The organism is Streptomyces sp. cmx-4-9 (assembly GCF_046548835.1).
Lineage (GTDB): Bacteria > Actinomycetota > Actinomycetes > Streptomycetales > Streptomycetaceae > Streptomyces.
This window is the reverse complement of the sequence record NZ_JAEBEE010000007.1, coordinates 524,102-548,979: the sequence shown is the minus strand read 5'-3', so window position 1 is coordinate 548,979 and position 24,878 is coordinate 524,102. Positions and strand designations below refer to the sequence as shown.

Genomic DNA, 24,878 nt, shown 5'->3' with positions numbered 1-24,878 from the left:
ACCCGTGGCGCAGTAGTCAGTGAGCCGACTGGTCATCGGCTGCGCATGAGCCGGGGTTCCCCCCGTACCCCTGGGCTCTGCGCAACTGGCGCGGGCGGGGCACGTTCCCCCGGCCCTGCCCGCGCCACCCCTCTCCGGCCGGCCCGCCCGCCGGGGTCACCAGTAGACGACGACCTTGTCGCCGACCTGGACCTGGTCGAACAGCGCGGACAGCTTGCCCTTGTCCCGGACGTTCACGCAGCCGTGCGAGGCGCCGCTGTAGCCGCGGGCCGCGAAGTCCGCCGAGTAGTGCACGGCCTGGCCGCCGCTGAAGAACATCGAGTACGGCATCGGCGTGTGGTAGATCGTCGACGTCCAGTCCTTGGCCTTCCAGCCGACGTCGAAGACGCCCTCGCGGGTCGGGGTGTTCTCCGAGCCGAAGCGCACGTCCATCGTGGAGACGACCTTGCCGTCGATCATCCAGGCGAGGGTGCGGCTCTCCTTGCTGATGCACATGACCCGGCCCTGCATGCAGTTCGGGTCCGGGGCGTCCGGCTCGTTGACGGTCGGCGGGTTCAGCTCCTGCGGGGTGGGCTTCTTCGAGGCGGCCTCGATCTTCTTCCAGGTGGCCGCGTCGACCGAACCGGTGGCGGTCAGGCCGTTCTTCGACTGGAAGGTCTTGACCGCGGCGGTCGTCTTGGAGCCGTAGAAGCCGGTGGGCGCGACGCTCATCAGCTTGAGCTGGCGCAGCCGCGCCTGCAGTTCGCGCACCTGCTCGGTGTCGTCGCCGTTCGCCATGATCGGCTTCACGGCCGGGGTCGGCGAGACCGAGGACGAGGGCTTGGCCGACGGGGACTGCGAGGCGGAGGCGGAAGGTTTCGGCGAGGCGGAGTCCGAGGGCTCGGCGGGCTTGTCGTCGGACGTGGCCGTGGGAGAGGCGCCCGCCGCGGGCGAGGACGGGGAGGCAGAGGCGGAGCCGGTGGACTCCGCCTTCTGCGGCCCGCAGGCGGTCGCAGCGAGTGCGACGGCGGTGGCCACTCCGAGCGTGCGGATCATGACTCTCGTGCGGTGCATTGCGGTCCCCCGGTTTCTACGGTGTGTAAGTAGGTGATGCCTCACGGGCGTGGAGAGTTGCACCCCGTTCCCGGATGTTGCGCCATTGTGACCAGAAGCTGTCCGGAGCTTTGCGCACGGACGGCGGCAGCAGTTCCGGGCGCCCTCTGGAGGATGGTTCGATGGCACGCACCGAGAGCGGTATCCCGATCGAACCGGTCTACGGGCCGGGTGACCTGACGGGATGGGACCCGGTGGCGGCGCTCGGGGAGCCCGGGGGATTTCCCTACACCCGGGGGATTCATCCCACGATGTACACCGGACGGCCGTGGACCATGCGGCAGTACGCCGGCTTCGGCACGGCCGCCGAGTCCAACGCCCGCTACCGGCGGCTCATCGAGGGCGGCGGCACCGGGCTGTCCGTGGCCTTCGACCTGCCGACCCAGATGGGGCACGACTCCGACGCCCCTCTCGCACGCGGCGAAGTGGGCAAGGTGGGGGTCGCGGTCGACTCGGTCGACGACATGCGGGCCCTGTTCGAGGGGATCCCGCTCGACCGGGTCTCCACCTCGATGACCATCAACGCGCCTGCGGCGCTGCTCCTGCTGCTCTACCAACTGGTGGCGGAGGAACAGGGCATTGCGGGCGAGCGGCTGACGGGGACCGTCCAGAACGACGTGCTGAAGGAGTACATCGCCCGCGGGACGTACATCTTCCCGCCGGGCCCCTCGCTCCGTCTGACGGCCGACACCTTCTCCTACTGCCGGGCCGAGCTCCCGAAGTGGAACACGATCTCCATCTCCGGCTACCACATGGCCGAGGCGGGGGCCTCGCCCGCGCAAGAGGTCGCCTTCACCCTCGCCGACGCCGTCGCCTACGTCCGTACCGCCCTCGCGGCCGGGATGGCGGTCGACGAGTTCGCGCCCCGGCTGTCCTTCTTCTTCGTGGCCCGCACCACCCTGCTGGAGGAGGTCGCGAAGTTCCGCGCGGCCCGCCGGATCTGGGCCCGCGTCATGCGGGAGGAGTTCGGGGCCCGGGACCCGAAGTCGCTGATGCTGCGCTTCCACACCCAGACGGCCGGGGTCCAGCTGACCGCGCAGCAGCCCGAGCTGAACCTCGTACGGGTCGCCGTGCAGGCGCTGGCCGCCGTGCTGGGCGGTACGCAGTCCCTGCACACCAACTCCTTCGACGAGGCGATCGCGCTGCCCACCGAGAAGTCCGCCCGCCTCGCGCTGCGCACCCAGCAGGTGCTCGCCCACGAGACGGACGTGCCGCACACCGCGGACCCCTTCGCGGGCTCCTACGCGGTCGAGCGGATGACGGACGAGCTGGAGGCGCAGGTGCTCGCCCTGATGCGGCGGGTCGAGGACCTCGGCGGGGCGGTGGCCGCGATCGAGGCCGGGTTCCAGAAGGGGGAGATCGAGCGCAACGCCTACCGCATCGCGCAGGAGACCGACAGCGGCGAGCGGGTGGTCGTCGGCGTCAACCGCTTCGCGCTGGAGCGCGAGGAGGCGTACGAGCCGCTGCGGGTGGACCCGGCGATCGAGGCGCGCCAGTGCGAGGCCCTCGCCCGGCTCCGGGCCGAACGCGACGGGCAGGCGGTGGCCTCGGCGCTGGCCGCGGTGCGCACGGCGGCCGCGGGTACGGACAACGTGCTGTACCCGGTGAAGGAGGCGCTGCGGGCCCGGGCCACGGTGGGGGAGGTCTGCGGGGCACTGCGGGAGGTCTGGGGCACGTACGTGCCCGCAGATTCCACATGGTGAAACGACTGGCGTGACAGGTGCAACCCTTGGGACACTCCTGGACATGCTGGGTGTGACCGATCTTCCGACCTATCTCGCCGGCCTGGTGCTGATCATTCTGCTGCCGGGGCCCAATTCGCTGTACGTGCTGTCCGTGGCGGCCCGCCGCGGGGTGCGCACCGGCTACAAGGCCGCCGCCGGCGTATGGACCGGCGACGCCGTGCTGATGGCGCTCGCCGCGGCGGGCGCGGCCTCCCTGCTGCAGACCAGCCCGCTGCTGTTCGGCATCGTCAAGCTGCTCGGCGCGGGCTACCTGACCTGGCTGGCCATCGGGATGCTGCGCGGCGCCTGGACGCTGTGGCGCTCGCGCCGGGCGCGGGCCGAGATGGCCGCCGCGGTGGAAGCCGACGCCGTGGAGCAGGGCGAGTACGGCGAGCACGGCGAGAGCGAGCGGCCGTACCGGCGGGCGCTGCTGATCAGCCTGTTCAACCCGAAGGCCATCCTCTTCCTGATGTCCTTCTTCGTGCAGTTCGTGGACCCGGGCTACGCCTACCCGGCGCTGTCCTTCCTGGTGCTGGGCGGTCTGCTGCAGATCAGCAGCGGCCTGTACCTGACCGTGCTGATCTTCGGCGGCACCCGGCTGTCCGCCGCGTTCCGCCGCCGCAGGCGCCTGTCGGCCGGAGCCACCTCGGCGGCGGGCGTGCTGTTCCTCGGCTTCGCGGCCAAGCTCGCCGTCAGCTGACCGGTCGGCGCACCCGCCGCAGGGCCCGCCGCAGGACCCGCCGCACGGCCGGGCTGCGGGGCAGGAACGAGAGCGGGGCGGGGATGCCGCCCGGCAGCCCCAGGGCCGCCAGTCGGCGGCGGGTGAAGTAGCGCCGGGTGCGCGGCGTCAGGTGCGCGGCCAGGTACGCCTCGGCGGCGGAGCGGCGTGCGGCCAGGATCCGGGGCTGCATGGTGAAGCCCACCGCGGTGAGCAGCCCGGCCAGCTCGCCCCGCACGTGGGCGCGGTCCGGGAGGCGCCAGGCGCGGACCGCCTCGGCGTCCGCGAGGTCGGGGAGCAGGGCGTCCACCACCGCCAGCGGGACCCGGTTGCTGTTCGCGTACGGGGTCAGGCGGGCCAGGAGGGCGTCCGTGCCGGTGCGGGCCACCGGGAGCCCGTAGAGGGTCGCCGCGGTGAGCAGTCCCGTGGAGAAGCAGCCGACCACCAGGGCCGGCCGCAGCCGCCGGTAGAGGGTCTCGGCGAGCACCGGGCTGTCCACCACGGTCAGCCGGACGCCCAGGCGGGCCGCCTCCGCCTCCGCGCGGCCGCAGTGGGCCAGGGGCGCGCTCGGGTGCGGTTTGAACACCAGCTCCCGGTGGCCCAGGGCGTGTGCGCCGCGGACCATCTCGCCGTGCAGCTCCTCCTCCTGCGCCGGGGTCATCAGGTCCAGGGCGGAGAGGTACTGGCCGAGGAGGAGGGCGGGGCCGGCGGCTGCGGCCTCGGCTCCGGTCCCCGCCTCGGCGCCGGTCCCCTTCCCGGCTCCCGTCTCGGGGAGCGCGGTGGGACCGGCGGGTTCCGACAGTTCCGCGAGGACCTTCGCGAAGGACTCGGCAGGCACCAGCTCGGCCCGTACCCCGAACTCCGTCAGCAGCAGCGGCTCCAGGCCCGGAACCAGGTCCAGGTGGAGCACCCGCCGCACCCGCATCCCGAGCTGCGGATCGAGGCGGAAGCGGGTGGGCCCGTAGCTCATCAGCCCGTCGGCGTAGACGTCGACCGCCGCCCCGGGGAAGAGCCGGCACAGGGTCTGGGCGGGCGGGACCTGGAGGGACTCCACGACCAGCTCGACGCGTTCCTCGCCGAGGTCCCACAGGGCGCGCAGCCGGCGCTCCCACAACGGGACGTCCTCGGCGCGCGGGGCCCAGGTGCTCGGGTGCAGCGGTTCGACGACGCGGTTCCAGTCGAGCACCTCGTCGAAGCGGGCGCGCAGGGCGGCGAAGCCCGGTACGGCGGCCAGACCCGGGGTGACCTCGGCGGCGACGGCGTGGTCGCTGGTCAGCAGGATTCGGCGGCCGGCCGGCGGGAAGCTGCCCGCGTCGATGCCCGCCGCAAGAGTGGCGGCGCCGTAGAGGGTGGAGGCCAGGAAGATCTGGACGGGCATCAGGCGGCCGCCCCGGTGGCGGCGCGGCGGCTGCCGCGCAGGCGCCGCAGCAGGGTGGCGCGTTCGACGTCCATCGAGTCCAGGGCGCCGTCCAGGAGGTCCTGCGGCATGCGCCCGAGCGCGGCCGTGCTCATCGAGCGGAGTTTCTTGGCCACGGCCGGTTCGAACCTTTCCAGGGATCCGACATGATGCGCGATGATTGCGCAATACGTTCGGACGGCTTTGGGGAGCAGCAGGTCGGATTCCCGGTCCTTTGCCGTGTCCGACAGAATCTGATCGAATGCGCGAAGGAAATCGAGCTGGCGCTCGTCGCCGATCTGCGTCAATGAGGTCGCGACACCGCGCCGGTAGAAGACGCCGGGCAGTCCGACCGGGGCGAAGGAGCGCGCCTCGCGGTGCAGCCGCCAGATCCACGGCCGGTCCTCCGCCGTCCGCAGTCCGTCGGTGAAACGCAGCACCCCGCGCTCCAGCAGCCGCCGGTGGTACATGCCGGCCCAGGCGTACGGGTAGTCCACCGAGGTGGCCCGGTCCGCCGGCAGGATTCCCGACCGCGGGTCGGCCACGACCCCGTGCGCCCCGGACGGGACGCGCTGCACGCTGCGCGCCCGGCCGGTGCACCGGACATGGTCGGTACGGACGAAGTCGCAGTCCAGGGCCTCGATCGCGGCCAGGGTCCGGGACAGGTGCCCGGGGGCGAGCCAGTCGTCGCCGTCCAGGAACGCCAGGTACTCGCCGCGGGCCGCGTCCAGACCGGTGTTCCGTGCGGTGGCCAGGCCGCCGTTGCGCTCGTGTCTGAGGTGCACCGCGCCGGGCAGTTCGCGCGCCGCCCGCTCCAGCAGTTGGGGGGTCCCGTCCGTCGAGCAGTCGTCGACGAGCAGGAACTCGAAATCGTCCCGGGCGTTGAGTTCGAGACTTCTCAGGGCATCCGGCGCGTAGGCCTGCACGTTGTAGAACGGCACGACAACAGAGAGCTTGGGCACCCGCGAGACGTTATGGCGCCCTCCGGCATTCAGCATGGCCCGCATGCGGAATCCATGTGAACGGCGCCGGGCGGACGTGTTAACCCGGACGCTTTCGCATGTCCTCGACGCGTTGTTAACCCGCTGTTGTGCGCTCGTTGGGCCGAACACCGAAACGGCCCCATAGTTTCTGCCGCGTGCCAGAACGCAAACGCGTAGCCGTACTCGCCGATTCCGATACGCGATGGAAATGGGGTGCACTCACCGCGGGTGCTCTCGTGCCCGACCACCGGCTCACCGGCTTCCTGCTCCGCGGCCGCGCCACTCCCACGGCCCGCCAGCTCGGCGAAGTGGGCGTCCGGCCCGACCGGCTGACCGAGGTGACCTGCGCGCAGTTCCTCGCCGAACTCGGCCGCGAGTCCTACGACGTCGTCGTCCTCGCCCTGGTCGGCGGGGCGGCGCAGGCCGTCCTGCACGGGGCCCGCGCCCTGTGGCCCGCCCCGGCCGAACGGCCCGTACTGGTTACCGGCTACGTCGGGGTGGTCTACGAGAAGCTCGCCGACGGGCTGCTGCTGCGCCACGGGGCCGACCTGGTGCTCGCCAACTCCCGCCACGACGCCGAGCGCTTCCGCGCCGTGTACGAGGGAGTGGGCGCCGACGCGGCCGCCGTCACCGAGACGGCCCTGCCCTTCCTCGGCGGAGCCCCGTACGAACCGGCCGGGAGCCGCACCTGCACGGTGGTCTTCGCCGTGCAGCCCTCCGTGCCCGACAGCCGGGCGGACCGCACGTACCTGCTGGAGCGGGCCGCCCGGCACGCGCGGCTGCACCCCGGTCGGGAGGTGCTGGTCAAGCTGCGCAGCAGGCCCGGCGAGCACACCACGCACCTGGAGGAGCAGCCGTACCAGCGGCTCGCGGCGAAGCTCCCCGGCGGGCTCCCGCCGAACTGCCGGCTGGTCTACGGGAACATGGGCGAGGTGCTGGACGGCACCGACCTGCTGGTCACCGTCTCCTCCACCGCCGCGCTGGAGTCCCTGCACCGGGGCATCCCCACCGCGGTCCTCACCGACCTCGGCATCCGCGAGGCCCTCGGCAACCACCACTTCCTCGGCTCCGGCTGCCTCGCCTCCTGGGACCAGCTGGACGCGGGCCTGCTCCCGCAGGCCGACCCGCACTGGCTGGCGGCGCAGGGCGTCCTGCCGGGCCCGGCCGCGCCCTCCGCCACGGGCGGCACCGCGGCAGCCCCGGCCGCCGACGGCGCGCCGCACGACGCGTACGCCGCCGCCCGGGCGCGGGTCGCCGCGCTGGCGGGGGAGCGGCTGCTGCCCGCGCCCGCGCCCTACTACACGCCCACCACCGCCCCCGGCTACCTGCCGGGGATCCTCGCCCGCCACCGCCTGGCCCCCGACGGGACCCCGCTGCCCGGCGCGGCGCACGACCCGCGGGAGGAGTCCCGGCTGCGCCGCAGGCTCCGCAGCCATCTGCGGGAAGCCGCCCGCGGCGCGTACCGGCACGGCGTCCAGCGCGTCGCCCCGGTGATCCGCCGGCTGGGGGAGCTGTGAGCCCCCGGGTGCTGGCCGTGATCCCCGCCCGGGGCGGATCCAAGGGGGTCCCCGGCAAGAACCTCGCGGAGGTGGCCGGCAGCCCGCTCGTCGCCCGCGCCGTGCGCGCCTGCCGGGCCGCGGCGAGCGTGACCGACGTGGTGGTCTCCACGGACTCCGAGGCCGTCGCCGCGGCGGCCCGCGCCGCCGGGGCCGACGTGATCGCCCGGCCCGCCGCGCTCTCCGGGGACACCGCGAGCAGCGAAGCCGCCCTGCTGCACGCCCTGCAGGCCTTCGAGGAACTGCACTCCCTCACCGTGGACGTGGTCCTCCTCGTCCAGTGCACCAGCCCCTTCCTCACCGCCTCCGACGTCGAGTCGGTGGCCGCCGCCGTGGCCTGCGGGGCCGCCGACTGCGCCCTGACCGTCGCGCCCTTCCACGGGTTCCTCTGGCGGCAGGACGCCGACGGGGCCGGGACCGGCGTCAACCACGACAGCGCCCTGCGGCCCCGCCGCCAGGACCGGCCCCGGGACCTCCTGGAGACCGGCGCCGCCTACGCGATGGACGCCGCCGGGTTCCGTACCGCCCGGCACCGGTTCTTCGGCCGCACCCTGCCCGTCGCCACCGACCCCGCGCGGGTCCTGGAGGTCGACGACCCGCACGACCTGGCCCGGGCCCGACTCCTGGCCCCGCTGTTCGAGGACGCCCCGCCTGCCCCGCGCACCCCACGCACCCCGCCCGCCCCACCCGTACCGCGCCCCCGGCACATCCCGCATGTCCCGGACCGCCCGGACACCCCGGACCACCCGGACACCCCGCACCGAAGGACGCCATCTGCCATGACCGCCACCGCCACCGCCACCGCCACCGCCACCGCCACCGCCCCCGCCCGCCTGCGGAACTTCGGCCCGCGCGCCGCCGGCCCCGGCCGCCCCGTCTACGTCGTCGGCGAGATCGGCATCAACCACAACGGCGACCTCGGCAAGGCCCTCGCGCTCGTCGACGCCGCCGCCGAGGCGGGCTGCGACGCGGTGAAGTTCCAAAAGCGCACCCCGGAGATCTGCACCCCCCGCGACCAGTGGGACATCGAGCGCGACACCCCCTGGGGCCGGATGACGTACATCGACTACCGCCACCGGGTCGAGTTCGGGGAGGACGAGTACCGGGCCATCGACGCGCACTGCGCCGAGCGCGGGATCGACTGGTTCGCCTCCCCGTGGGACACCGAGGCCGTCGCCTTCCTGGAGAAGTTCGACGTCCCCGCGCACAAGGTGGCCTCCGCCTCGCTCACCGACGACGAGCTGCTGCGCGCCCTGCGCGCCACCGGCCGCACCGTCGTCCTGTCCACCGGCATGTCCACGCCGCGCCAGATCCGGCACGCGGTGGAGGTGCTGGGCAGCGAGAACATCCTGCTCTGCCACGCCACGTCCACGTACCCGGCCCAGGCCGAGGAGCTCAACCTGCGGGTCATCAACACCCTCCAGGAGGAGTACCCCAACGTGCCGATCGGCTACTCCGGCCACGAGACGGGCCTGCAGACCACCCTCGCCGCGGTCGCCCTCGGCGCCACCTTCGTCGAGCGGCACATCACCCTCGACCGGGCGATGTGGGGCTCCGACCAGGCCGCTTCCGTCGAGCCCGGCGGACTGGCGCGGCTGGTCCGCGACATCCGCACCATCGAGACGGCCCTCGGCGACGGCGTCAAGCGGGTCTACGCGTCCGAACTCGGCCCCATGAAGAAGCTCCGCCGCTTCCAGGGCGAGCCGGTCGCCGTCTGACCCCCGGGGGCCGTCCCCCGACGCCCCAGGCCCGGCGCGTACGAGTCCCGCCCCCACACGAGGAGTACCCGGTGACCCCTGCAGCCCCCACCCTGGCGTTCGTCGAGAGCCCGGTCCAACTCCTGAACGTGCTGGAGTGGGCCCATCTGCACCGGGACGGCCCCGCGGACCCCGGCCCGCTGCTCGGCGCCGTCCCGCAGCAGCGCCGGCACCGCCCCGGACCGCCGGACGCCCCCGCCGGCGCCGCCGCGGCGGGTGCCCCGACGGGGCTGCGGATCGTCGTCCTGCCCCCGACCGACCCCATGTCGAGGGGTCAGCTGCGCCGCATGGCGGGACTGGCGCGTGACGAAGGTCACCAGGTGAGCTGGCAGGAGGCGCGCGGCGGCCGCCTCGCCCCGCTGAAGGCGCTCGCCGCCCTGGTCCGGGACGTCCGCGCGGCCCGCCGCGTCGTCATCGGCGACCCCTTCTCCCGCTACGTGCAGCTGCTGCTGACCCTGGTGCGGGCCGAGGAGCTCGTGGTGGTCGACGACGGCACCGCCACCATGGAATTCATCGCGCAGACCGCCCGCGGCGAGCGCCTCGTGCGCTGGCACCGGGCCGGCGGCGGCGGGCTGCGCGGCCGGGTGCGCGAGCTGGCGTACGCCCCGGTGTCGGCGACCGCCCGCCGGCGGTTCACGGCGGGCGACGGGCGGCACGTCGAGGTGTTCACGTCCATGCCCGTCACCGTCCACGGGGGGACGGCGCTGCGGGTCAACGCTTTCGCCTGGACCCGGGAGCGCTTCGGCCCGCCCCGGCTGACCAGGGGAACCGACCTGGTCGGGACTTCGCTGGTGGAGACCGGCGTGGTGGACCCCGCCCGCTACCTGGACGCCGTACGGACCCTCACCCGGGAGCACGGCGCGACGCGCTACTTCGCGCACCGGCGGGAGTCCCCGGAGAAGCTGCGGGCCCTGAGCGAGGCGACCGGGCTGGAGATCGTCCGGCCGGACCTCCCCCTGGAGCTGATCGCCCGCCGCGGCCCGGTGGGACGGACGATCGTCAGCTTTCCGTCCACGGTCGTCCACACGCTGCCGTACGCACTGACCGGTACCGGGGTGACCGTCGCCGTATGCGCCGTCGACCCGCAGTGGCTCACCGCATCCGCCTCCGCGCGGGCACGCAGCTTCCTCGCGGGAGTCACCGACACCGCCCGTGGTGTGCGCAGACTCCCGGCCCGGACGACCTCCGCGGCCGGATGAGCGCGGCAGTTTACCCGCGCTCACATACGCTCATGCGTCCAGAGGCCGGGTTTTCTTCCCCTAACGGCATGAACTTTTGGTGATCTCCAGCCAGTTGGCCGGTGGGTGCGCCTACCCTTAAACGGGTGAACCAGTTGATGTCCCGCGAGTCCCCGACCGCCCTGCCCGGCAAGCCCGACCGGCCCGAGCTGCCAGGCACGCTTCCGGACCACCTGCGTGCCGAACTGATCGCCTTCCGTCGGGACTTGCACATGCATCCCGAACTCGGACACCAGGAGTTCCGTACCACGGCGGCGATCAAGGCCCGGCTGGAGAAAGCCGGCCTGCGCCCACGGGTGCTGACCTCGGGCACCGGCCTGATCTGCGACGTCGGCACCTGGGACGGCGTACGGCCCATGCTGGCCCTGCGCGCGGACATCGACGCCCTGCCCATCCCGGACGCGAAGACGCACGTGGCCTACCGCTCGACCGTCCCGGACCGCGCGCACGCCTGCGGCCACGACGTGCACACCGCGGTCGTCCTCGGCGCCGGGCTGGTCCTGGCCGAGCTGGACCGCCAGGGCCTGCTGCCCCGGCCCGTGCGGCTGCTGTTCCAGCCCGCCGAGGAGGTGCTCCCCGGCGGAGCCACCGAGGCCATCGAGTCGGGGGTGCTGGACGGCGTCGGGAAGATCGTCGCCGTGCACTGCGACCCGCGGGTCGACGCCGGCCGGATCGGTCTGCGGTCCGGTCCCATCACCTCGGCCTGCGACCGGCTGGAGGTCAGCCTCTCGGGCGCGGGCGGGCACACCGCCCGCCCGCACCTGACCACCGACCTGGTGACCGCCGCCGCCCGGGTGGCCGTCGACGTGCCGGCCCTGCTGGCCCGCCGGATGGACGCCCGCTCGGGGATGTCGGTCACCTGGGGGCGGATCGAGGCCGGGCACGCCTGCAACGTCATCCCGATGCACGCCGAACTGTCCGGGACGGTCCGCTGCCTGGACCTCAACGCCTGGCACGAGGCGCCGGACGTGATCCACGCGGCCATCGACGAGGTGGCGACGATGCACGGGGCCAAGTTCGAGATCAACCACGTGCGCGGGGTCCCGCCCGTGGTCAACGACCCGGTGGTCACCGAGCTGCTGCGCGAGGCGATGGCCGCCCGCCGCGGCGTCGAGTCGGTCGAGGACACCGAGCAGAGCCTGGGCGGCGAGGACTTCTCCTGGTACCTGGAGCACGTGCCGGGCGCCATGGCCCGCCTCGGGGTCCGCGCGCCCGGCGACACGGCCAAGCGGGACCTGCACCGGGGCGACTTCGACGTGGACGAGGACGCGATCGCTGTCGGCGTGGAGTTCTTCACCGCCGCCGCCCTGCTCGACAGCCTCCGGGTGACGCCCGCCGGGTAAAGCTCCGTACAACAACGGGGGGTACTTCGGCGGAGCTGTCCAGCCCTTGGTACACAAGGGCTGGGCACCAAGGAGTTACGAATCGGTCACTGTCCGGTTCGCGACGATCCGATAACGACTCATGAACGGGCCTTTAACTGACATCTACGCGCGTTACGATCGCCGCGAAACCAGCGCCGGTCGTGGCGCTTCGGTCAGGTTTTGAAGGAGCCTCCCCTTGCGCCGGATCACCAGGATCGCCACCGTGGGCCTCGCGTCCGCTGCGCTGGCCCTCTCGGCCACCGCCTGTGGCGGTAAGAGTTCGTCGGACACCTCTTCCAAGGAAGCCGGCGCCGCCATCGCGTACGACGTCGGTGGCCGCGGCGACCAGTCGTTCAACGACGCCGCCTACGCCGGTCTGCAGAAGGCCGAGACCGAGCTGAAGGTCAAGGGCGCCGAGGCGGAGCCCACCGACGGTGAGGGCGAGGCCGACAAGGTCCAGCGCCTCACCGAGCTGGCCCGCAAGGGCAACAACCCGGTCATCGGCGTCGGCTTCGCCTACGCCCCGGCCATCAAGAAGGTCGCGCCGAAGTTCCCGGACACCACGTTCGGCATCATCGACGACACCTCGGTGACCGGCGCCAACATCGCCAACCTCGTCTTCAACGAGGAGCAGGGCTCCTACCTGGCCGGCGTCGCCGCCGCCAAGGTGTCCAAGACCGGCACGGTCGGCTTCATCGGCGGTGTCGAGGTCCCGCTGATCAAGAAGTTCGAGGCGGGCTTCGTCCAGGGCGTCAAGGACACCAACCCGAACGCCAAGGTGCTCTCGCAGTACCTGACGCAGCCCCCGAACTTCGACGGCTTCTCGAAGCCCGACCTCGGCAAGGCCGCTGCGCAGGGCCAGCTCGACGCGGGCGCCGACGTGGTCTACTCGGCCGCCGGTCTGGCCGGCTCGGGTGCCATCGAGGCCGCCGCCGCCAAGGGCAAGTGGGCCATCGGCGTCGACTCCGACCAGTACAACCAGGCCGGTCTGACGAAGTACAAGGACCACATCCTGACCTCGGTCACCAAGGACGTCTCGGACTCCGTCTTCGACCTGATCAAGTCGGTCAAGGACGGCAAGCCGACCACCGGCGAGATCCGCTACGGCCTGGACAAGGACGGCGTCGGCCTGGCCGACTCCAACCCGGAGTACAAGAAGATGACCGACGTCATCACCGCGGTGGACAAGGCGAAGGCCGACATCATCGCCAAGAAGATCACCGTCAAGACCGCGCCGTAAGGTTCCGTCTGATGCAGTAGTGGTCTCCGGGGTCCGGGAAGCGGTCTCTGCCGCTCCCGGGCCCCGAGCCGTGTTCTGTAGGAGAACGCCTGCCAGCGGTGTTGCTCGTGGTCAGTTGGCCGCAAGTTTTCACTTTCGACAGTGCTACGCGCGTAGAGGCAGGGTGGACGCGATACCGTCCTCCTCCCGCCCACCCGCCCGGCCGAACTCCGCCCTGTCCCTGCCCTGCCTCCAACTCCTTCCGCGCCAAGGAGAGTGCGTCATCAACGCGTCCAGCCCGCCCCCCGCCGTAGAACTGCACGGCATCACCAAGCGCTTCCCCGGCGTCGTCGCCAACAAAGACATCGCGATCACCGTCCGCAAGGGCACGGTCCATGCTCTGATCGGCGAGAACGGCGCCGGCAAGTCGACTCTGATGAAGATCCTCTACGGCATGCAGAAGCCGGACGAAGGCACCATCGCCATCGACGGGGAGCAGGTCTCCTTCAGCAGCCCCGGCGACGCCATCGCCCGCGGCATCGGCATGGTGCACCAGCACTTCATGCTCGCCGACAACCTCACCGTCCTGGAGAACGTGGTCCTCGGCGGCGAGAAGCTCTTCGGCATCGGTGCCAAGGCCCGCCGGAAGATCAAGGAGATCTCGGACGCCTACGGCCTGGGGGTCCGCCCCGACGCCCTGGTCGAGGACCTCGGTGTCGCCGACCGCCAGCGCGTGGAGATCCTCAAGGTCCTCTACCGCGGGGCGAAGATCCTCATCCTCGACGAGCCGACCGCCGTGCTCGTGCCGCAGGAAGTGGACGCGCTCTTCGACAACCTGCGCGAGCTCAAGGCCGAGGGCCTGACCGTCATCTTCATCTCGCACAAGCTGGGCGAGGTGCTGAAGGTCGCCGACGACATCACCGTCATCCGGCGCGGTACGACGGTGGGCACCGCCGACCCGAGGACCGCGACCACCAAGCAGCTCGCGGAGCTCATGGTCGGCTCCGAGCTGCCCTCCCCGGAGACCCGCGAGTCGACCGTCACCACCGTGCCGATGCTCGCGGTGTCGGACCTGACGGTCGCCGCGGACGAAACCGTCGCCGTCGAGCCGGAGTCGCTGCGGCCCGAGACCCCCGGGGACTCCGCCCTCAAGGAGAAGGCCGAGGCCGGCCGCCTCCTGCTGGACGGCATCAGCTTCACCATCCACAAGGGCGAGATCCTCGGCATCGCCGGGGTCGAGGGCAACGGCCAGACCGAGCTCATCGAAGCCCTCATGGGGATGAGCTCCGCCGACGCCGGCGTGATCACCCTGGACGGCCGGGACATCACGAAGTCCTCGGTGCGCAAGCGCCGCGAGGGCGGCATCGGGTACATCCCCGAGGACCGCCACCGCCACGGCCTGCTGCTGGAGTCCCCGCTGTGGGAGAACCGCATCCTCGGCCACGTCACCGAGGCCCCCAACTCCCGGCGCGGCATCCTCGACCCGAAGGCCGCCCGCAAGGACACCGAGCGGATCGTGCGCGAGTACGACGTCCGCACGCCCGGCATCGAGGTCACCGCGGCCTCGCTCTCCGGCGGCAACCAGCAGAAGCTGATCGTCGGCCGCGAGATGAGCCACGGCCCGAAGTTCCTGATCGCGGCGCACCCCACCCGCGGCGTGGACGTCGGCGCGCAGGCGCAGATCTGGGACGCGATCCGCTCGGCCCGCCGCGAGGGCCTGGCCGTCCTGCTGATCTCCGCCGACCTGGACGAGCTGATCGGCCTGTCCGACACCCTGCGCGTGATCTACCGCGGCCGCCTCGTCGCGGACGCCGACCCCGCGACCGTGACCCCCGAGGAACTCGGCACCGCCATGACGGGCGCCGCCTCCGGTCACCTGGAAGCATCCGACAACCACTCCGCCGCGGGCACCGACACCGGTACCGGCTCCACGGAGGACGAGGCCCGATGAAGAAATTCGACAAGGACCGGCTGCTCCTCGGCATCGCCGGGCCCGTGCTCGCGCTGGTCACCGCTTTCCTGCTGACCGTGGTCGTGCTGGCCGCGACGGGCATCGACCCGATCGAGCCGCTGCGCCTGATGGTGGAGAACGCCGGTTACGAGGACGTCCAGGTCCTCATCGTCAACCAGGCGGGCACCTACTACCTGGCGGCCCTGGCCGTGGCCATCGGCTTCCGGATGAACCTCTTCAACATCGGCGTCGACGGCCAGTACCGCCTCGCGGCGATGCTGTCCGCCGTGGTCGGCGCGGCCGTGACCCTGCCGGGTCCGCTGCACCTGCTGCTGATCATCCTCGTCGCGATGCTCGTCGGCGCGTTCTGGTCCGGCATCGCCGGCGTCCTGAAGGCCAAGCGCGGGGTCAGCGAGGTCGTGTCCACGATCATGCTGAACGCCATCGCGACCAGCCTGATCGCCTGGCTGATCCTGACGAAGAACCTCGGTGTGCAGCTTGAGGGCTCCAACGACCTGACCACCGGCGACATCGCCGAATCGGGCTGGTTCCCGGCGGTCTCCCTCGGTGACGGCCTGGAGATCTACGGCTTCACCTTCGTGGCCTTCGCCCTCGGCATCGTCTACTGGTTCACCCTCAACCGCACCCGTTTCGGCTTCGACCTGCGCGCCACCGGTGCCAGCGAGTCCGCGGCGCAGGCCTCGGGCGTCGACTCCAAGAAGATGATCATCACGGCGATGCTCATCTCGGGCGCGGTCGCCGGCCTGGCCGGCATGCCGCAGCTGCTGGGCGAGACGCACACCTACAACCTGGCCTTCCCGGTGGGTGTCGGCTTCACCGGCATCACCATCGCGCTGCTCGGCCGCAACAGCCCGGTCGGCATCCTCTTCGCCGCGTTCCTGATGGCCTTCATCGACAAGGCCTCGGCCTCGCTCGACCAGGCCGGGTACGCGAAGGAGATCGGCACGATCATGAAGGGCCTGATCGTCATCGCGGTCGTCGTCTCGTACGAACTCGTCCGCCGCTACGGCATCCGGCGCCAGCAGCAGAAGGTCGGCGAGGAGCTCGCCGCCGGGCACGCCATCAAGACCGACAAGGAGGTCGCGGCGTGAGCACCAGCACGGTATCCGCGACGGCCGCCGCCCCGAAGAAGTCCGGCGGCCGCAAGAAGCTCACCCTGCCCTGGATCATGCTGATCATCGCGGCCGGCCTCGCGCTGGTCTCCGTGGTCCGCCTGATCAGCGGCGCCAACGACCTGACCTCGGTCGGCCAGGTCTCCGGTGCCCTCTCGCTCGCGGTGCCGATCGGCCTCGCCGGCCTCGGCGGCCTGTGGGCCGAGCGCGCGGGCGTCGTCAACATCGGCCTCGAAGGCATGATGATCCTCGGCACCTGGTTCGGTGCCTGGGCCGGCTACCAGTGGGGCCCGTGGACCGGCGTCATGGCCGGCATCGCCGGCGGCGCCATCGGCGGCCTGCTGCACGCGATCATCACGATCACCTTCAACGTCAACCACATCGTCTCCGGTGTGGCCATCAACATCCTGGCCCTGGGCTTCACCCAGTACCTGTCGAACTTCACCTTCGCCGAGGCCCCGGGCGGCTCCTCCAAGCAGTCCCCGCAGGTCGAACCGATCTACAAGATCACTGTGCCGGGGTTGTCGGACTGGATGTCCGACCTCCAGGGCAAGCACTGGTTCTTCGTCTCGGACCTGGCCGGCGTCATCGGCGGCCTGGTCACCGAGCTGTCGCTGCTGACCGTCGTCGCGCTGCTGCTGATCCCGGGCACCTGGTGGGTGCTGTGGCGGACCACCTTCGGCCTGCGGCTGCGCTCCTGCGGCGAGAACCCCACCGCGGCGGAGTCCCTCGGCGTCAACGTCTACAAGTACAAGTACATCGCCGTGATCGTCTCGGGCGCCCTGGCCGGCCTCGGCGGCGCGTTCCTGTCGATCGTCGCCAGCCCGATCTACCAGGAGGGCCAGACCGGCGGCCGCGGTTACATCGGTCTCGCCGCGATGATCTTCGGTAACTGGATGCCGGGCGGCATGGCCCTGGGCGCGGGCCTGTTCGGCTTCATCGACAGCCTGAAGCTGCGCGGCGGCGCCACCAACGTGCACGCCCTGCTGCTGCTGATCGCGATCCTGCTGCTGCTGGTCTGCGCCTGGCAGCTGTACAAGAAGAAGTACCTGCAGGCGGGCATCTCGGCGGCCTGCGCCGCGCTGCTCTTCGTCTGGTACGCGCTCACCGACTCGGTGCCGAGCCAGTTCGTCGACGCGGCCCCGTACGTGACCACCCTGCTGGTGCTCGCCCTGTCGGCGCAGCGCCTGCGCATGCCGAAGGCGGACGGCCTGCCGTACCGCAAGGGCCAGGGCAAGTGACGAGCCCGCAGGCAGCTCCGGCCGTCGACTGGGAAGCCCTGCGCACGGCCGCCCGGGACGTCATGTCCCGTGCGTACGCGCCGTACTCGGGCTTCCCGGTCGGGGTCGCCGCCCTCGTGGACGACGGGCGCATCGTGACCGGCTGCAACGTCGAGAACGCGAGCTACGGGCTGGGCCTGTGCGCGGAGTGCGGGCTGGTCTCCTCGCTCCAGGCCACCGGCGGCGGCCGGCTCACGCACTTCACCTGCGTGGACGGCAAGGGCGAGATCCTCGTCCCCTGCGGCCGCTGTCGCCAGCTGCTGTACGAATTCGGCGGCCCGGAGCTGCTGGTGGAGACCCCGGACGGGATCCTGCCGCTGGCCGCGATGCTGCCGCAGGCCTTCGGGCCCGACCACCTGAGATAGCCGTGCCGACGGCCCTCCGCCCCCTGCCGGGCGGAGGGCCGTCGCATTCTCCTCAACCCCTCTCTCTATGCGCGTAGAAAGAAGCACTCCATGGACGTCATCTCCGTCATCCGGACCAAGCGGGACCGCGGCGAGCTGAGCCCCGAGCAGATCGACTGGGTCATCGACGCGTACACCCGCGGTGTCGTCGCCGACGAGCAGATGTCGGCGCTGGCGATGGCCATCCTGCTCAACGGCATGAACCGGGCCGAGATCGCCCGCTGGACCGCCGCGATGATCGCGTCCGGCGAGCGCATGAACTTCGACTCCCTCTCCCGCCCGACCGCCGACAAGCACTCCACCGGCGGCGTCGGCGACAAGATCACCCTTCCGCTGGCCCCGCTCGTCGCGGCCTGCGGCGCGGCCGTCCCGCAGCTGTCCGGCCGTGGCCTGGGCCACACCGGCGGCACCCTCGACAAGCTGGAGTCCATCCCCGGCTGGCGCGCGCTGCTCTCCAACGAGGAGATGCTGCACGTCCTCGACACCACCGGCGCGGTCATCTGCGCGGCCGGCGACGGTCTGGCCCCCGCGGACAAGAAGCTCTACGCCCTGCGTGACGTGACCGGCACGGTCGAGGCCATCCCGCTGATCGCCTCCTCGATCATGTCGAAGAAGATCGCCGAGGGGACCGGCTCCCTGGTCCTGGACGTCAAGGTCGGCTCCGGCGCCTTCATGAAGACCATCGAGGACGCCCGCGAGCTGGCCTCCACGATGGTCGGCCTCGGCACCGACCACGGCGTCAAGACGGTCGCGCTGCTCACCGACATGTCCACCCCGCTCGGCCTCACCGCGGGCAACGCCCTGGAGATCCGCGAGTCCGTCGAGGTCCTGGCCGGCGGCGGCCCCTCCGACGTGGTCGAGCTGACCCTGGCCCTGGCCCGCGAGATGCTGGACGCGGCGGGCATCAAGGACGCCGACCCGGCGAAGGCCCTGGCCGACGGCTCGGCCATGGACGTCTGGCGCCGGATGATCGCGGCGCAGGGCGGCGACCCGGACGCTGCCCTGCCGGTCGCCCGTGAGCACCACGTGGTGACGGCCCCCGCCTCGGGCGTGCTGACCCGCCTCGACGCGTACGCGGTGGGCGTCGGCGCCTGGCGCCTGGGCGCCGGCCGCGCCCGCAAGGAGGACCCGGTCCAGGCGGGCGCCGGCATCGAGCTGCACGCGAAGCCGGGCGACACCGTGGCCGCCGGCCAGCCGCTGATGACCCTGCACACGGACACCCCGGAGAAGTTCGCGTACGCCCTGGCCTCGCTGGAGGGCGCCTACGACATCGCCCCGGCGGGCACGGCCTTTTCCGCCACGCCGATCGTGCTGGACCGCATCGCCTGACCTGCGGCTTCCCTGTCGGATGAACGGGACCGGTGGACTCCCGCCGGTCCCGTTCTGCTCGGCGCTCCCCGAAGACCGGGGCGCAAGCTCACGGCGTACGCCGCCGCAGGCGTTCCGCCGTACCTCGGCAGGTCCCGGCCCCGCCGATGAGTTCGGGCAGGGCCGGGGGTCTGCCCCGTGTGGAGACCAGAACCCTGACGGTGGAGGGACCGGAGCCGGATGCGGCCGGGCTGTGCACGCGCGTGGCCGAACTGTGCCGTGGCCGGCCCGACGGGATCGTTCTCGACGTGGGTGCGGTCGCCGGGCCCACCCTCGCGACCGTCCAGGCCCTCGCGCGCGCCGCACTGGCCGCGAGGCGCCTCGGCGTCCCCCTGCGGGTGCGGGCCGCGCCCGAGCTGCGGGACCTGCTGGAGCTCGTAGGGCTAGGGCAGTTGCTCGGGCAGGCCGAAGAGCGGGAACCAGCGTTCGGTGTCCAGGAAGGCGTTGAGCCCGACGATCCTGCCGTCTGAGATCTCCAGGACCTGCAGCGCCCACGGCGTGTGGCCGCTGCCCGAGGCCGCCGGCCGGTACTGGCCGAAGGCAGGCATGCCGTTCGCCGTCGTCGGGACGAGCCGGGAGCCCTTGCAGCCGATGCCCTGGTTCAGGTGCCAGGCCGCGATGTCCGCGTGCCCCTGGAGCCACAGGTCGTACGGCGGCATCGACAGCACCGCGTCCTCGTGCAGCAGCGCGGTCAGCCGGGAGATGTCGTAGGCCTCGAAGGCCGCCAGGTACTGCTCCAGCAGTGCGGCCTGCTGCGCGTCCAGCGGGTCCGCCGGGTCGCTCTCGCGCAGGGACTGCCCGGCGAGCGTGGCCCGCGCCCGCTGGAGCGCGCTGTTGACCGAGGCGACCGTGGTGTCCAGGAGCTGCGCGACCTCGTCGGCCTTCCAGGCCAGCACCTCGCGCAGGATCAGGACGGCCCGCTGCTTCGGCGGCAGGTGCTGGAGCGCCGCGACGAACGCCAGCCGGACCGACTCCTTGGCGAGGGCCATCTCCGCCGGGTCCGCGCTCTGCGGGAGCACCCGGCCGTCGGGCACCGGCTCCAGCCAGGTCACCTCCGGCCGCTCGCTCAGCACCGCGGAGGCCTGGTGCTGGGCGGCGGTCAGGTCCATCGGACGGGCCCGCTTCTTCCCGGCGCTCAGCAGGTCCAGGCAGACGTTGGTGGCGATCCGGTACAGCCACGAGCGCAGCGAGGAGCGGCCCTCGAACTTCCCGTGCGCGCGCCAGGCCCGGATGTACGTGTCCTGCACCGCGTCCTCGGCATCGAAGGAGGAGCCGAGCATCCGGTAGCAGTAGCCGGTCAGCTCGACGCGGTAGCGGTCCATGGCCGCGTCCAGGTCGAGGGGTGTCGTCGCGAGGTCGCTCATGGCTGTCGTTCCCCCAGATAGGTCCGGTACCTCGGAAACTACCGGAGGGGTACGACAACGGCAGCCGGAAGCGGCCGGCCTGCTACGTACCGGGCTTGGTGCCGTAGACGAACACGTCCTCGCCCTTGCCCAGCAGGTTCCAGTACGCCCTGGCGTCTACGGGCCGCATGTTCACGCAGCCCCCGGAACCCGGCGGGTTCCACATGCTCTTGGTGGTGGAGTGGAAGGCGATGCCGCCGTCGAAGAACTGCGCGTACGGCATCGCCACGTCGTAGATCGTCGACCAGTGGTCGATGCTCCGGTAGTAGATCTTCTTCGGGCCGGTCCGGGTCTCCGTGCCGTCCTTGCCGGTGCGCACCGGCACCGGCCCGTAGGCCAGGGCGCCGCCGTCCTGGATCCAGCTCAGCTGCCGGGTCAGGTCGACGCAGGCGATCCGCCCCCGGTCCACCGGGCACTTCCCGTCCCGGTTCGGGGTGCTGCCCGCCGCCCGCTGGGCCAGCATCGTGCTCATGGTCCGCCAGGTCAGCGGCCCGGCATAGCCCTGCGTCGGGGTGATCCCGTGGCTCGCCTGGAAGGACCGCGTCGCGGAGCAGTCGGCCGCCGACTGCCGGCCGTCCACCGGCCGCCCCAGGAACTGCTCAGCCTGCCGCTGGTACGGGCCGGTGGTGAGGTTGCAGGCGGCGGCCTGCGCCGTGCCCCCCTCGGCCACCACCATCGGCAGGGCCAGCGCCACCGCCCCGCCGAACACCGCCGCCGCCCGCCCCCTGCTGCGCACCCGTGCCGTCCCCATGCGGACCTCCCCTGGTCGCACCGCGCCCGCGGCCGCCCGCGTACGCGTCCTGGGGGGTCCCTGCCCGGAAAGCGGGCGGCTGCCACCCGGTTCCGCGACGTAGATTTCCTAGCGCGCGGCGGCGGTACGGCCCAGCGGGCTGCGCTGCGCCCGGGCCGCGCGGGACCCGTACAGCGTGATCGACACGACGCCGAGGACTGCCAGCAGGGCGATCCCCACCGTGGCCGCCCACCCGGCCGAGTGGTAGGCGAGCGCGCCCAGGGTGCCGCCCGCGCTGGAGCCGAGGTAGTACGCGGACTGGTACAGCGCGGACGCCTGTGCCCGGCCCGTCTTCGCCGTGCGGCTGACCGCCGCCGAGGCCACCGCGTGGCCCGCGAAGAAGCCCGCCGTGATCAGGACCAGCCCGAGGAGGATCACCGCCAGGGAGTCGGACAGCGACAGCAGCAGCCCGAGCGCGGTGGTGGTCACCGCCAGGTACAGCGCCCCCCGCCGTCCCGCGCGGGCCACGAGCCGGCCGGCGGCGGCCGAGGAGACCGTACCCACCAGGTAGATCAGGAAGATGGAGCCGATGACGCCCTGCCCGAGGGAGAAGGGCTCGTCCACCAGGCGGTAGCCGATCACCGTGTAGACGGCCCCGAAGACGGTCATGAACAGCGCGCCGATCCCGTACAGGCGCAGCAGCAGCGGATCCCGCAGGTGTCCGGCGACGGTGCGGCCCACCGACCGCGGGCCCAGCGGGGCGGGCCGGAAGAACCGCGCCCGGGGCAGCAGCACCAGGAAGGCCGCCGCGCAGGCCAGCGACATCAGGCCCACGGAGAGCAGGCCGAGCCGCCACCCGCCCCACTGCGCCGCCCAGCCGGTGACGAGGCGCCCGCTCATGCCCCCGATGGAGTTGCCTGCGACGAACAGCCCGATCGCGCCGACCAGCGCCTTCGGCTTCACCTCTTCCGCCAGGTACGCCATCGCGGAGGCCGGGATGCCGGCGATCGCCGCACCCTGCACGGCGCGCAGCACCACCAGCCACTCCAGGCTCGGCGCGAAGGGGACCAGCAGGCCCACGGCGACGGCCACGGCCATCGACCAGGTCATCATCCGGGTCCGGCCGAAGCGTTCGGACAGCGCGCTGAGCGGCAGTACGAACAGGGCGAGGGCGCCGGTGGCCGCGGACACCGTCCAGCTGGCCTGACCCGCCGTCACGCCGAAGCCGGCGGAGATCGCGGGCAGCAGCGCCTGGGTGGAGTAGAGGAGGGCGAAGGTCGCGAGGCCGGCGGCGAAGAGAGCGAGGCTCATCCGGCGGTAGCCGGGGCGGCCGGGCTCCCGGCCCTCGGGCGAGAGAGGGAACAGCGGGGTGGAGGCACCCGGGATGGAGGGTGCCCCGGTATGAGCGGGAGGCATACGTCGACGGTAGGCCCGGCTTTTTGATGCGTCCAATGCATGGATTCGCGATAATCGATCCATGCGTGCATCACCACAGCTCAGGGCTGCGTATGTCGATGAACCGTAACGAAGAAGACATGGCCGTGACATCCGTGCTGGCCCCGCGCCTCGCCTACTTCGCGGCGGTCGCCCGCCACGAGCACGTCACCCGCGCCGCCCAGGAACTGGGCGTTCCGCAGTCCACCCTGTCCCGGGCCATGGTCCGGCTCGAACGCGACCTCGGTGTCACCCTGTTCGCCCGCAAGGGCCGCACCGTCGCCCTCACCACCGCCGGGCGCACCTTCCTCGCCTCGACCGAACAGGCCCTGGACGGCATCGCCCGGGCCGCCGAGTCCGTGCAGCAGGACGCCGACCCGGCCGGCGGGAAGGTGGCCTTCGGCTTCCTGCACACCCTGGGCTCCGAGACCGTACCGGGCCTGATCCGCGCCTTCCGCGCCGACCACCCGCGGGTGCGCTTCTCCCTCGTCCAGAACTACGGCGAGGCCATGCTGGAGCGGCTGCGCGCCGGGGAGCTCGACCTCTGCCTCACCTCGCCGCTGCCGGTCGCACCCGACCTGGTGGCCCGCCGCCTCGACGAGCAGCGGCTGCGGCTGGTCGTCCCCGACGACCACCGCCTCGCCGGCCGCAAGCGCATCCGCCTCGCCGAGGCCGCCGAGGAAACCTTCGTCACCCTGGAGCCGGGCTACGGCCTGCGCCGCATCACCGACGACCTCTGCGCGGAGGCCGGGTTCACCCCCCGCGTCGCCTTCGAGGGCGAGGAGGCCGAGACCCTGCGCGGGCTGGTCGCGGCGGGCCTCGGGGTGGCCCTGCTGCCGCCGCCGGCCGTGCCCCGCCCCGGAGTGGTCGAGCTGACGGTCACCGCCCCGCGGGCGGTCCGGGAGATCGGCCTCGCCTGGCTCGACGGACACCCCGACACCCCGCCCGTCGCGGAGTTCAAGCGCTTCCTGCTCTCCCGCCGCGGCCGCCTGATCCCCGAACTGGAACCGTCGGCCTAAGCAGGACCCGGACCCGGACCCTGACCCGGGCCCGGGTCAGGGTCCTGGGCCTGGCCGGGGCCGGGGCCGGGCGGCGGCGCGGGGTGCGCGGAGAGCAAGTAGCCCGCCTGGAAGCGGGACTTCGCGCCCACCGCCCGCATGATCTCCGCGATGTGGCGCTGACAGGTCCGCTCCGACATGCCGAGACGGCGCGCGATCACCTTGTCCTCCAGGCCCTCCGACAGCAGCCGCACGATCGTCTGCCGCAGCTCGTCCGAGATCGAGCGGGCCGCCTCCGGGCTCACCGTGGTCGGGAACGGCTCCGCCCCCAGCCACGACCGCTCGAACGCCGCCGTCATGAAGTGCACGACGTTCGGCTCCCGCACCACCAGCGCCGCCCCGCCGCGGTCCGGCACCGCCATCAGCCCGGTGTGCTGGTCGAAGACCAGCATCCGCATCAGCCCGTCGCCCAGCGTCCGCACCTGCGCCCCCAGGGCCGTCACCCGCTCCACGTACGCGGCGGTCGGCCGGGAGTACCGGGCGGTGTGCTGGTAGATCGTCCGCATCCGGACGCCCCGGGCCAACAGCGTCTCATCCCGCCCGATCGACTCCTCCAGCGTCTCCAGCGGCCGCCCGCCGCCCGGCTGCGAGGTGAGCAGCTCCTTGGTGCACCCCGCGACCAGCTCCGCGATCAGTGCCCGGACCGCCCCCAGGTCCGTGACCAGCTCCAGGCATCCGGAACCGCTCAGGTCCCGGTGTGCGGTCCCCGCCTCGTACGCGGGCACCAGCGCCTCCAGCCGCCCCCGCAGCCGGTCCATCTCGTCGTGCGTCTCCCGCACGAGCACGGCCAGCGGGGCCAGCGCCCGGGCCGCCGCCGCCCGGGGAGCCACGGCGCTCCACCGGTCCGGTCCGCCGTCCGGGGCCCGCTGGAGCAGGTGGGCGGCAGCCAGCTCGGTGATCGCGGCGGCGGCGCGCGCGCCCAGGGCCTGCGTGGCCTCGGCGGTGTCGAAGGCGTGTCGTTCGACGGCGTACGCGTACAGGCGTCGGGCCGCCGGACTCAGTTCCTCTGCTGCATCGGCAGGCATATGCGTATTCGTCCCGGCCTGGGTCCGTTTATAAACCCCTCGTAT

The 24,878-nt window shown here is 72.4% G+C and carries 21 protein-coding genes and 1 pseudogene; 15 read left to right on the top strand and 7 right to left on the bottom strand.

Annotated features, from left to right (window positions below; all coding sequences use genetic code 11):
• Positions 1-156: 156 nt before the first annotated feature.
• A complete protein-coding gene (locus tag ACLJTM_RS24145) occupies positions 157-1,053 on the bottom strand; it encodes a L,D-transpeptidase family protein (protein WP_411105774.1) in 897 nt (298 codons plus the stop codon).
• A 161-nt stretch (positions 1,054-1,214) separates the two neighbouring features.
• On the opposite strand from ACLJTM_RS24145, the gene ACLJTM_RS24140 reads away from it, so the two are divergent.
• Entirely contained in the window at positions 1,215-2,795 is a 1,581-nt protein-coding gene (locus tag ACLJTM_RS24140; protein ID WP_411105773.1) for a methylmalonyl-CoA mutase, read from the top strand.
• Positions 2,796-2,838: 43 nt separating this feature from the next.
• A complete protein-coding gene (leuE, locus tag ACLJTM_RS24135; protein ID WP_411105772.1) occupies positions 2,839-3,516 on the top strand; it encodes a leucine efflux protein LeuE in 678 nt (225 codons plus the stop codon).
• Here the strand turns inward: leuE and ACLJTM_RS24130 are convergent.
• Together ACLJTM_RS24130 and ACLJTM_RS24125 are read right to left on the bottom strand one after the other, a co-directional pair.
• A complete protein-coding gene (locus tag ACLJTM_RS24130) occupies positions 3,509-4,912 on the bottom strand; it encodes a polysialyltransferase family glycosyltransferase (protein WP_411105771.1) in 1,404 nt (467 codons plus the stop codon). The two genes, leuE and ACLJTM_RS24130, sit on opposite strands and share 8 nt — an antisense overlap.
• Positions 4,912-5,892: a glycosyltransferase family 2 protein gene (locus ACLJTM_RS24125; RefSeq protein ID WP_411105770.1), complete on the bottom strand. Its 981-nt coding sequence runs from the start codon at positions 5,890-5,892 to the stop codon at positions 4,912-4,914. Before ACLJTM_RS24125 ends, ACLJTM_RS24130 begins: the two co-directional genes overlap by 1 nt.
• A gap of 176 nt (positions 5,893-6,068) precedes the next feature.
• Between ACLJTM_RS24125 and ACLJTM_RS24120 the strand changes: the two genes are divergently transcribed.
• From ACLJTM_RS24120 to ACLJTM_RS24065, 12 genes and pseudogenes are all read left to right on the top strand, one after another.
• Positions 6,069-7,430: a DUF6716 putative glycosyltransferase gene (locus ACLJTM_RS24120; protein WP_411105769.1), complete on the top strand. Its 1,362-nt coding sequence runs from the start codon at positions 6,069-6,071 to the stop codon at positions 7,428-7,430.
• Positions 7,427-7,792 (top strand): annotated as a pseudogene (locus tag ACLJTM_RS24115) (cytidylyltransferase domain-containing protein); the annotation flags it as partial. The gene ACLJTM_RS24120 and the pseudogene ACLJTM_RS24115, both read left to right, overlap by 4 nt.
• Before the next feature lie 456 nt (positions 7,793-8,248).
• Entirely contained in the window at positions 8,249-9,187 is a 939-nt protein-coding gene (locus tag ACLJTM_RS24110; protein ID WP_411105805.1) for an N-acetylneuraminate synthase family protein, read from the top strand.
• 71 nt (positions 9,188-9,258) lie between these two features.
• Positions 9,259-10,425: a hypothetical protein gene (locus ACLJTM_RS24105; RefSeq protein WP_411105768.1), complete on the top strand. Its 1,167-nt coding sequence runs from the start codon at positions 9,259-9,261 to the stop codon at positions 10,423-10,425.
• Positions 10,426-10,562: 137 nt separating this feature from the next.
• On the top strand, positions 10,563-11,807 hold the full coding sequence (locus ACLJTM_RS24100) for an amidohydrolase (protein ID WP_411105804.1): 1,245 nt from the start codon (positions 10,563-10,565) through the stop codon (positions 11,805-11,807).
• A 217-nt stretch (positions 11,808-12,024) separates the two neighbouring features.
• Positions 12,025-13,068 (top strand): BMP family lipoprotein, encoded by a 1,044-nt coding sequence (locus ACLJTM_RS24095; protein WP_411105767.1) that lies wholly within the window; start codon positions 12,025-12,027, stop codon positions 13,066-13,068.
• Positions 13,069-13,330: 262 nt separating this feature from the next.
• On the top strand, positions 13,331-14,998 hold the full coding sequence (locus tag ACLJTM_RS24090; protein ID WP_411105803.1) for an ABC transporter ATP-binding protein: 1,668 nt from the start codon (positions 13,331-13,333) through the stop codon (positions 14,996-14,998).
• Entirely contained in the window at positions 14,995-16,110 is a 1,116-nt protein-coding gene (locus ACLJTM_RS24085; RefSeq protein WP_411105766.1) for an ABC transporter permease, read from the top strand. The genes ACLJTM_RS24090 and ACLJTM_RS24085 overlap by 4 nt, the downstream gene beginning before the upstream one ends.
• The gene (locus tag ACLJTM_RS24080) at positions 16,107-17,372 is read left to right on the top strand and encodes an ABC transporter permease (RefSeq protein WP_411105765.1); all 1,266 of its coding nucleotides are present in this window, start codon (positions 16,107-16,109) and stop codon (positions 17,370-17,372) included. Before ACLJTM_RS24085 ends, ACLJTM_RS24080 begins: the two co-directional genes overlap by 4 nt.
• The gene (locus tag ACLJTM_RS24075; protein ID WP_411105764.1) at positions 17,369-17,776 is read left to right on the top strand and encodes a cytidine deaminase; all 408 of its coding nucleotides are present in this window, start codon (positions 17,369-17,371) and stop codon (positions 17,774-17,776) included. Before ACLJTM_RS24080 ends, ACLJTM_RS24075 begins: the two co-directional genes overlap by 4 nt.
• 90 nt (positions 17,777-17,866) lie before the next feature.
• Entirely contained in the window at positions 17,867-19,144 is a 1,278-nt protein-coding gene (locus tag ACLJTM_RS24070; protein WP_411105763.1) for a thymidine phosphorylase, read from the top strand.
• A gap of 179 nt (positions 19,145-19,323) precedes the next feature.
• A complete protein-coding gene (locus tag ACLJTM_RS24065) occupies positions 19,324-19,653 on the top strand; it encodes a hypothetical protein (protein WP_411105762.1) in 330 nt (109 codons plus the stop codon).
• Here ACLJTM_RS24065 and ACLJTM_RS24060 read toward each other — a convergent pair.
• The 3 genes from ACLJTM_RS24060 to ACLJTM_RS24050 all read right to left on the bottom strand — a co-directional run bounded on the left by ACLJTM_RS24060 (position 19,567) and on the right by ACLJTM_RS24050 (position 22,732).
• Positions 19,567-20,547, bottom strand: a complete 981-nt coding sequence (locus ACLJTM_RS24060) for a sigma-70 family RNA polymerase sigma factor (protein ID WP_411105761.1) — start codon at positions 20,545-20,547, stop codon at positions 19,567-19,569. The two genes, ACLJTM_RS24065 and ACLJTM_RS24060, sit on opposite strands and share 87 nt — an antisense overlap.
• An 82-nt stretch (positions 20,548-20,629) precedes the next feature.
• Positions 20,630-21,337 carry a L,D-transpeptidase family protein gene (locus ACLJTM_RS24055; protein ID WP_411105760.1) on the bottom strand — a complete coding sequence of 236 codons (708 nt, stop codon included), beginning with the start codon at positions 21,335-21,337 and terminating at the stop codon, positions 20,630-20,632.
• A gap of 108 nt (positions 21,338-21,445) precedes the next feature.
• Positions 21,446-22,732: an MFS transporter gene (locus tag ACLJTM_RS24050; RefSeq protein WP_411105759.1), complete on the bottom strand. Its 1,287-nt coding sequence runs from the start codon at positions 22,730-22,732 to the stop codon at positions 21,446-21,448.
• Positions 22,733-22,830: 98 nt separating this feature from the next.
• Here ACLJTM_RS24050 and ACLJTM_RS24045 point away from each other — a divergent pair, with 98 nt between their 5' ends.
• On the top strand, positions 22,831-23,769 hold the full coding sequence (locus tag ACLJTM_RS24045) for a LysR family transcriptional regulator (RefSeq protein WP_411105758.1): 939 nt from the start codon (positions 22,831-22,833) through the stop codon (positions 23,767-23,769).
• On the opposite strand, the gene ACLJTM_RS24040 is transcribed toward ACLJTM_RS24045, so the two are convergent.
• A complete protein-coding gene (locus ACLJTM_RS24040; protein WP_411105757.1) occupies positions 23,766-24,833 on the bottom strand; it encodes a LuxR C-terminal-related transcriptional regulator in 1,068 nt (355 codons plus the stop codon). The genes ACLJTM_RS24045 and ACLJTM_RS24040 overlap by 4 nt on opposite strands.
• Positions 24,834-24,878 lie beyond the last annotated feature (45 nt).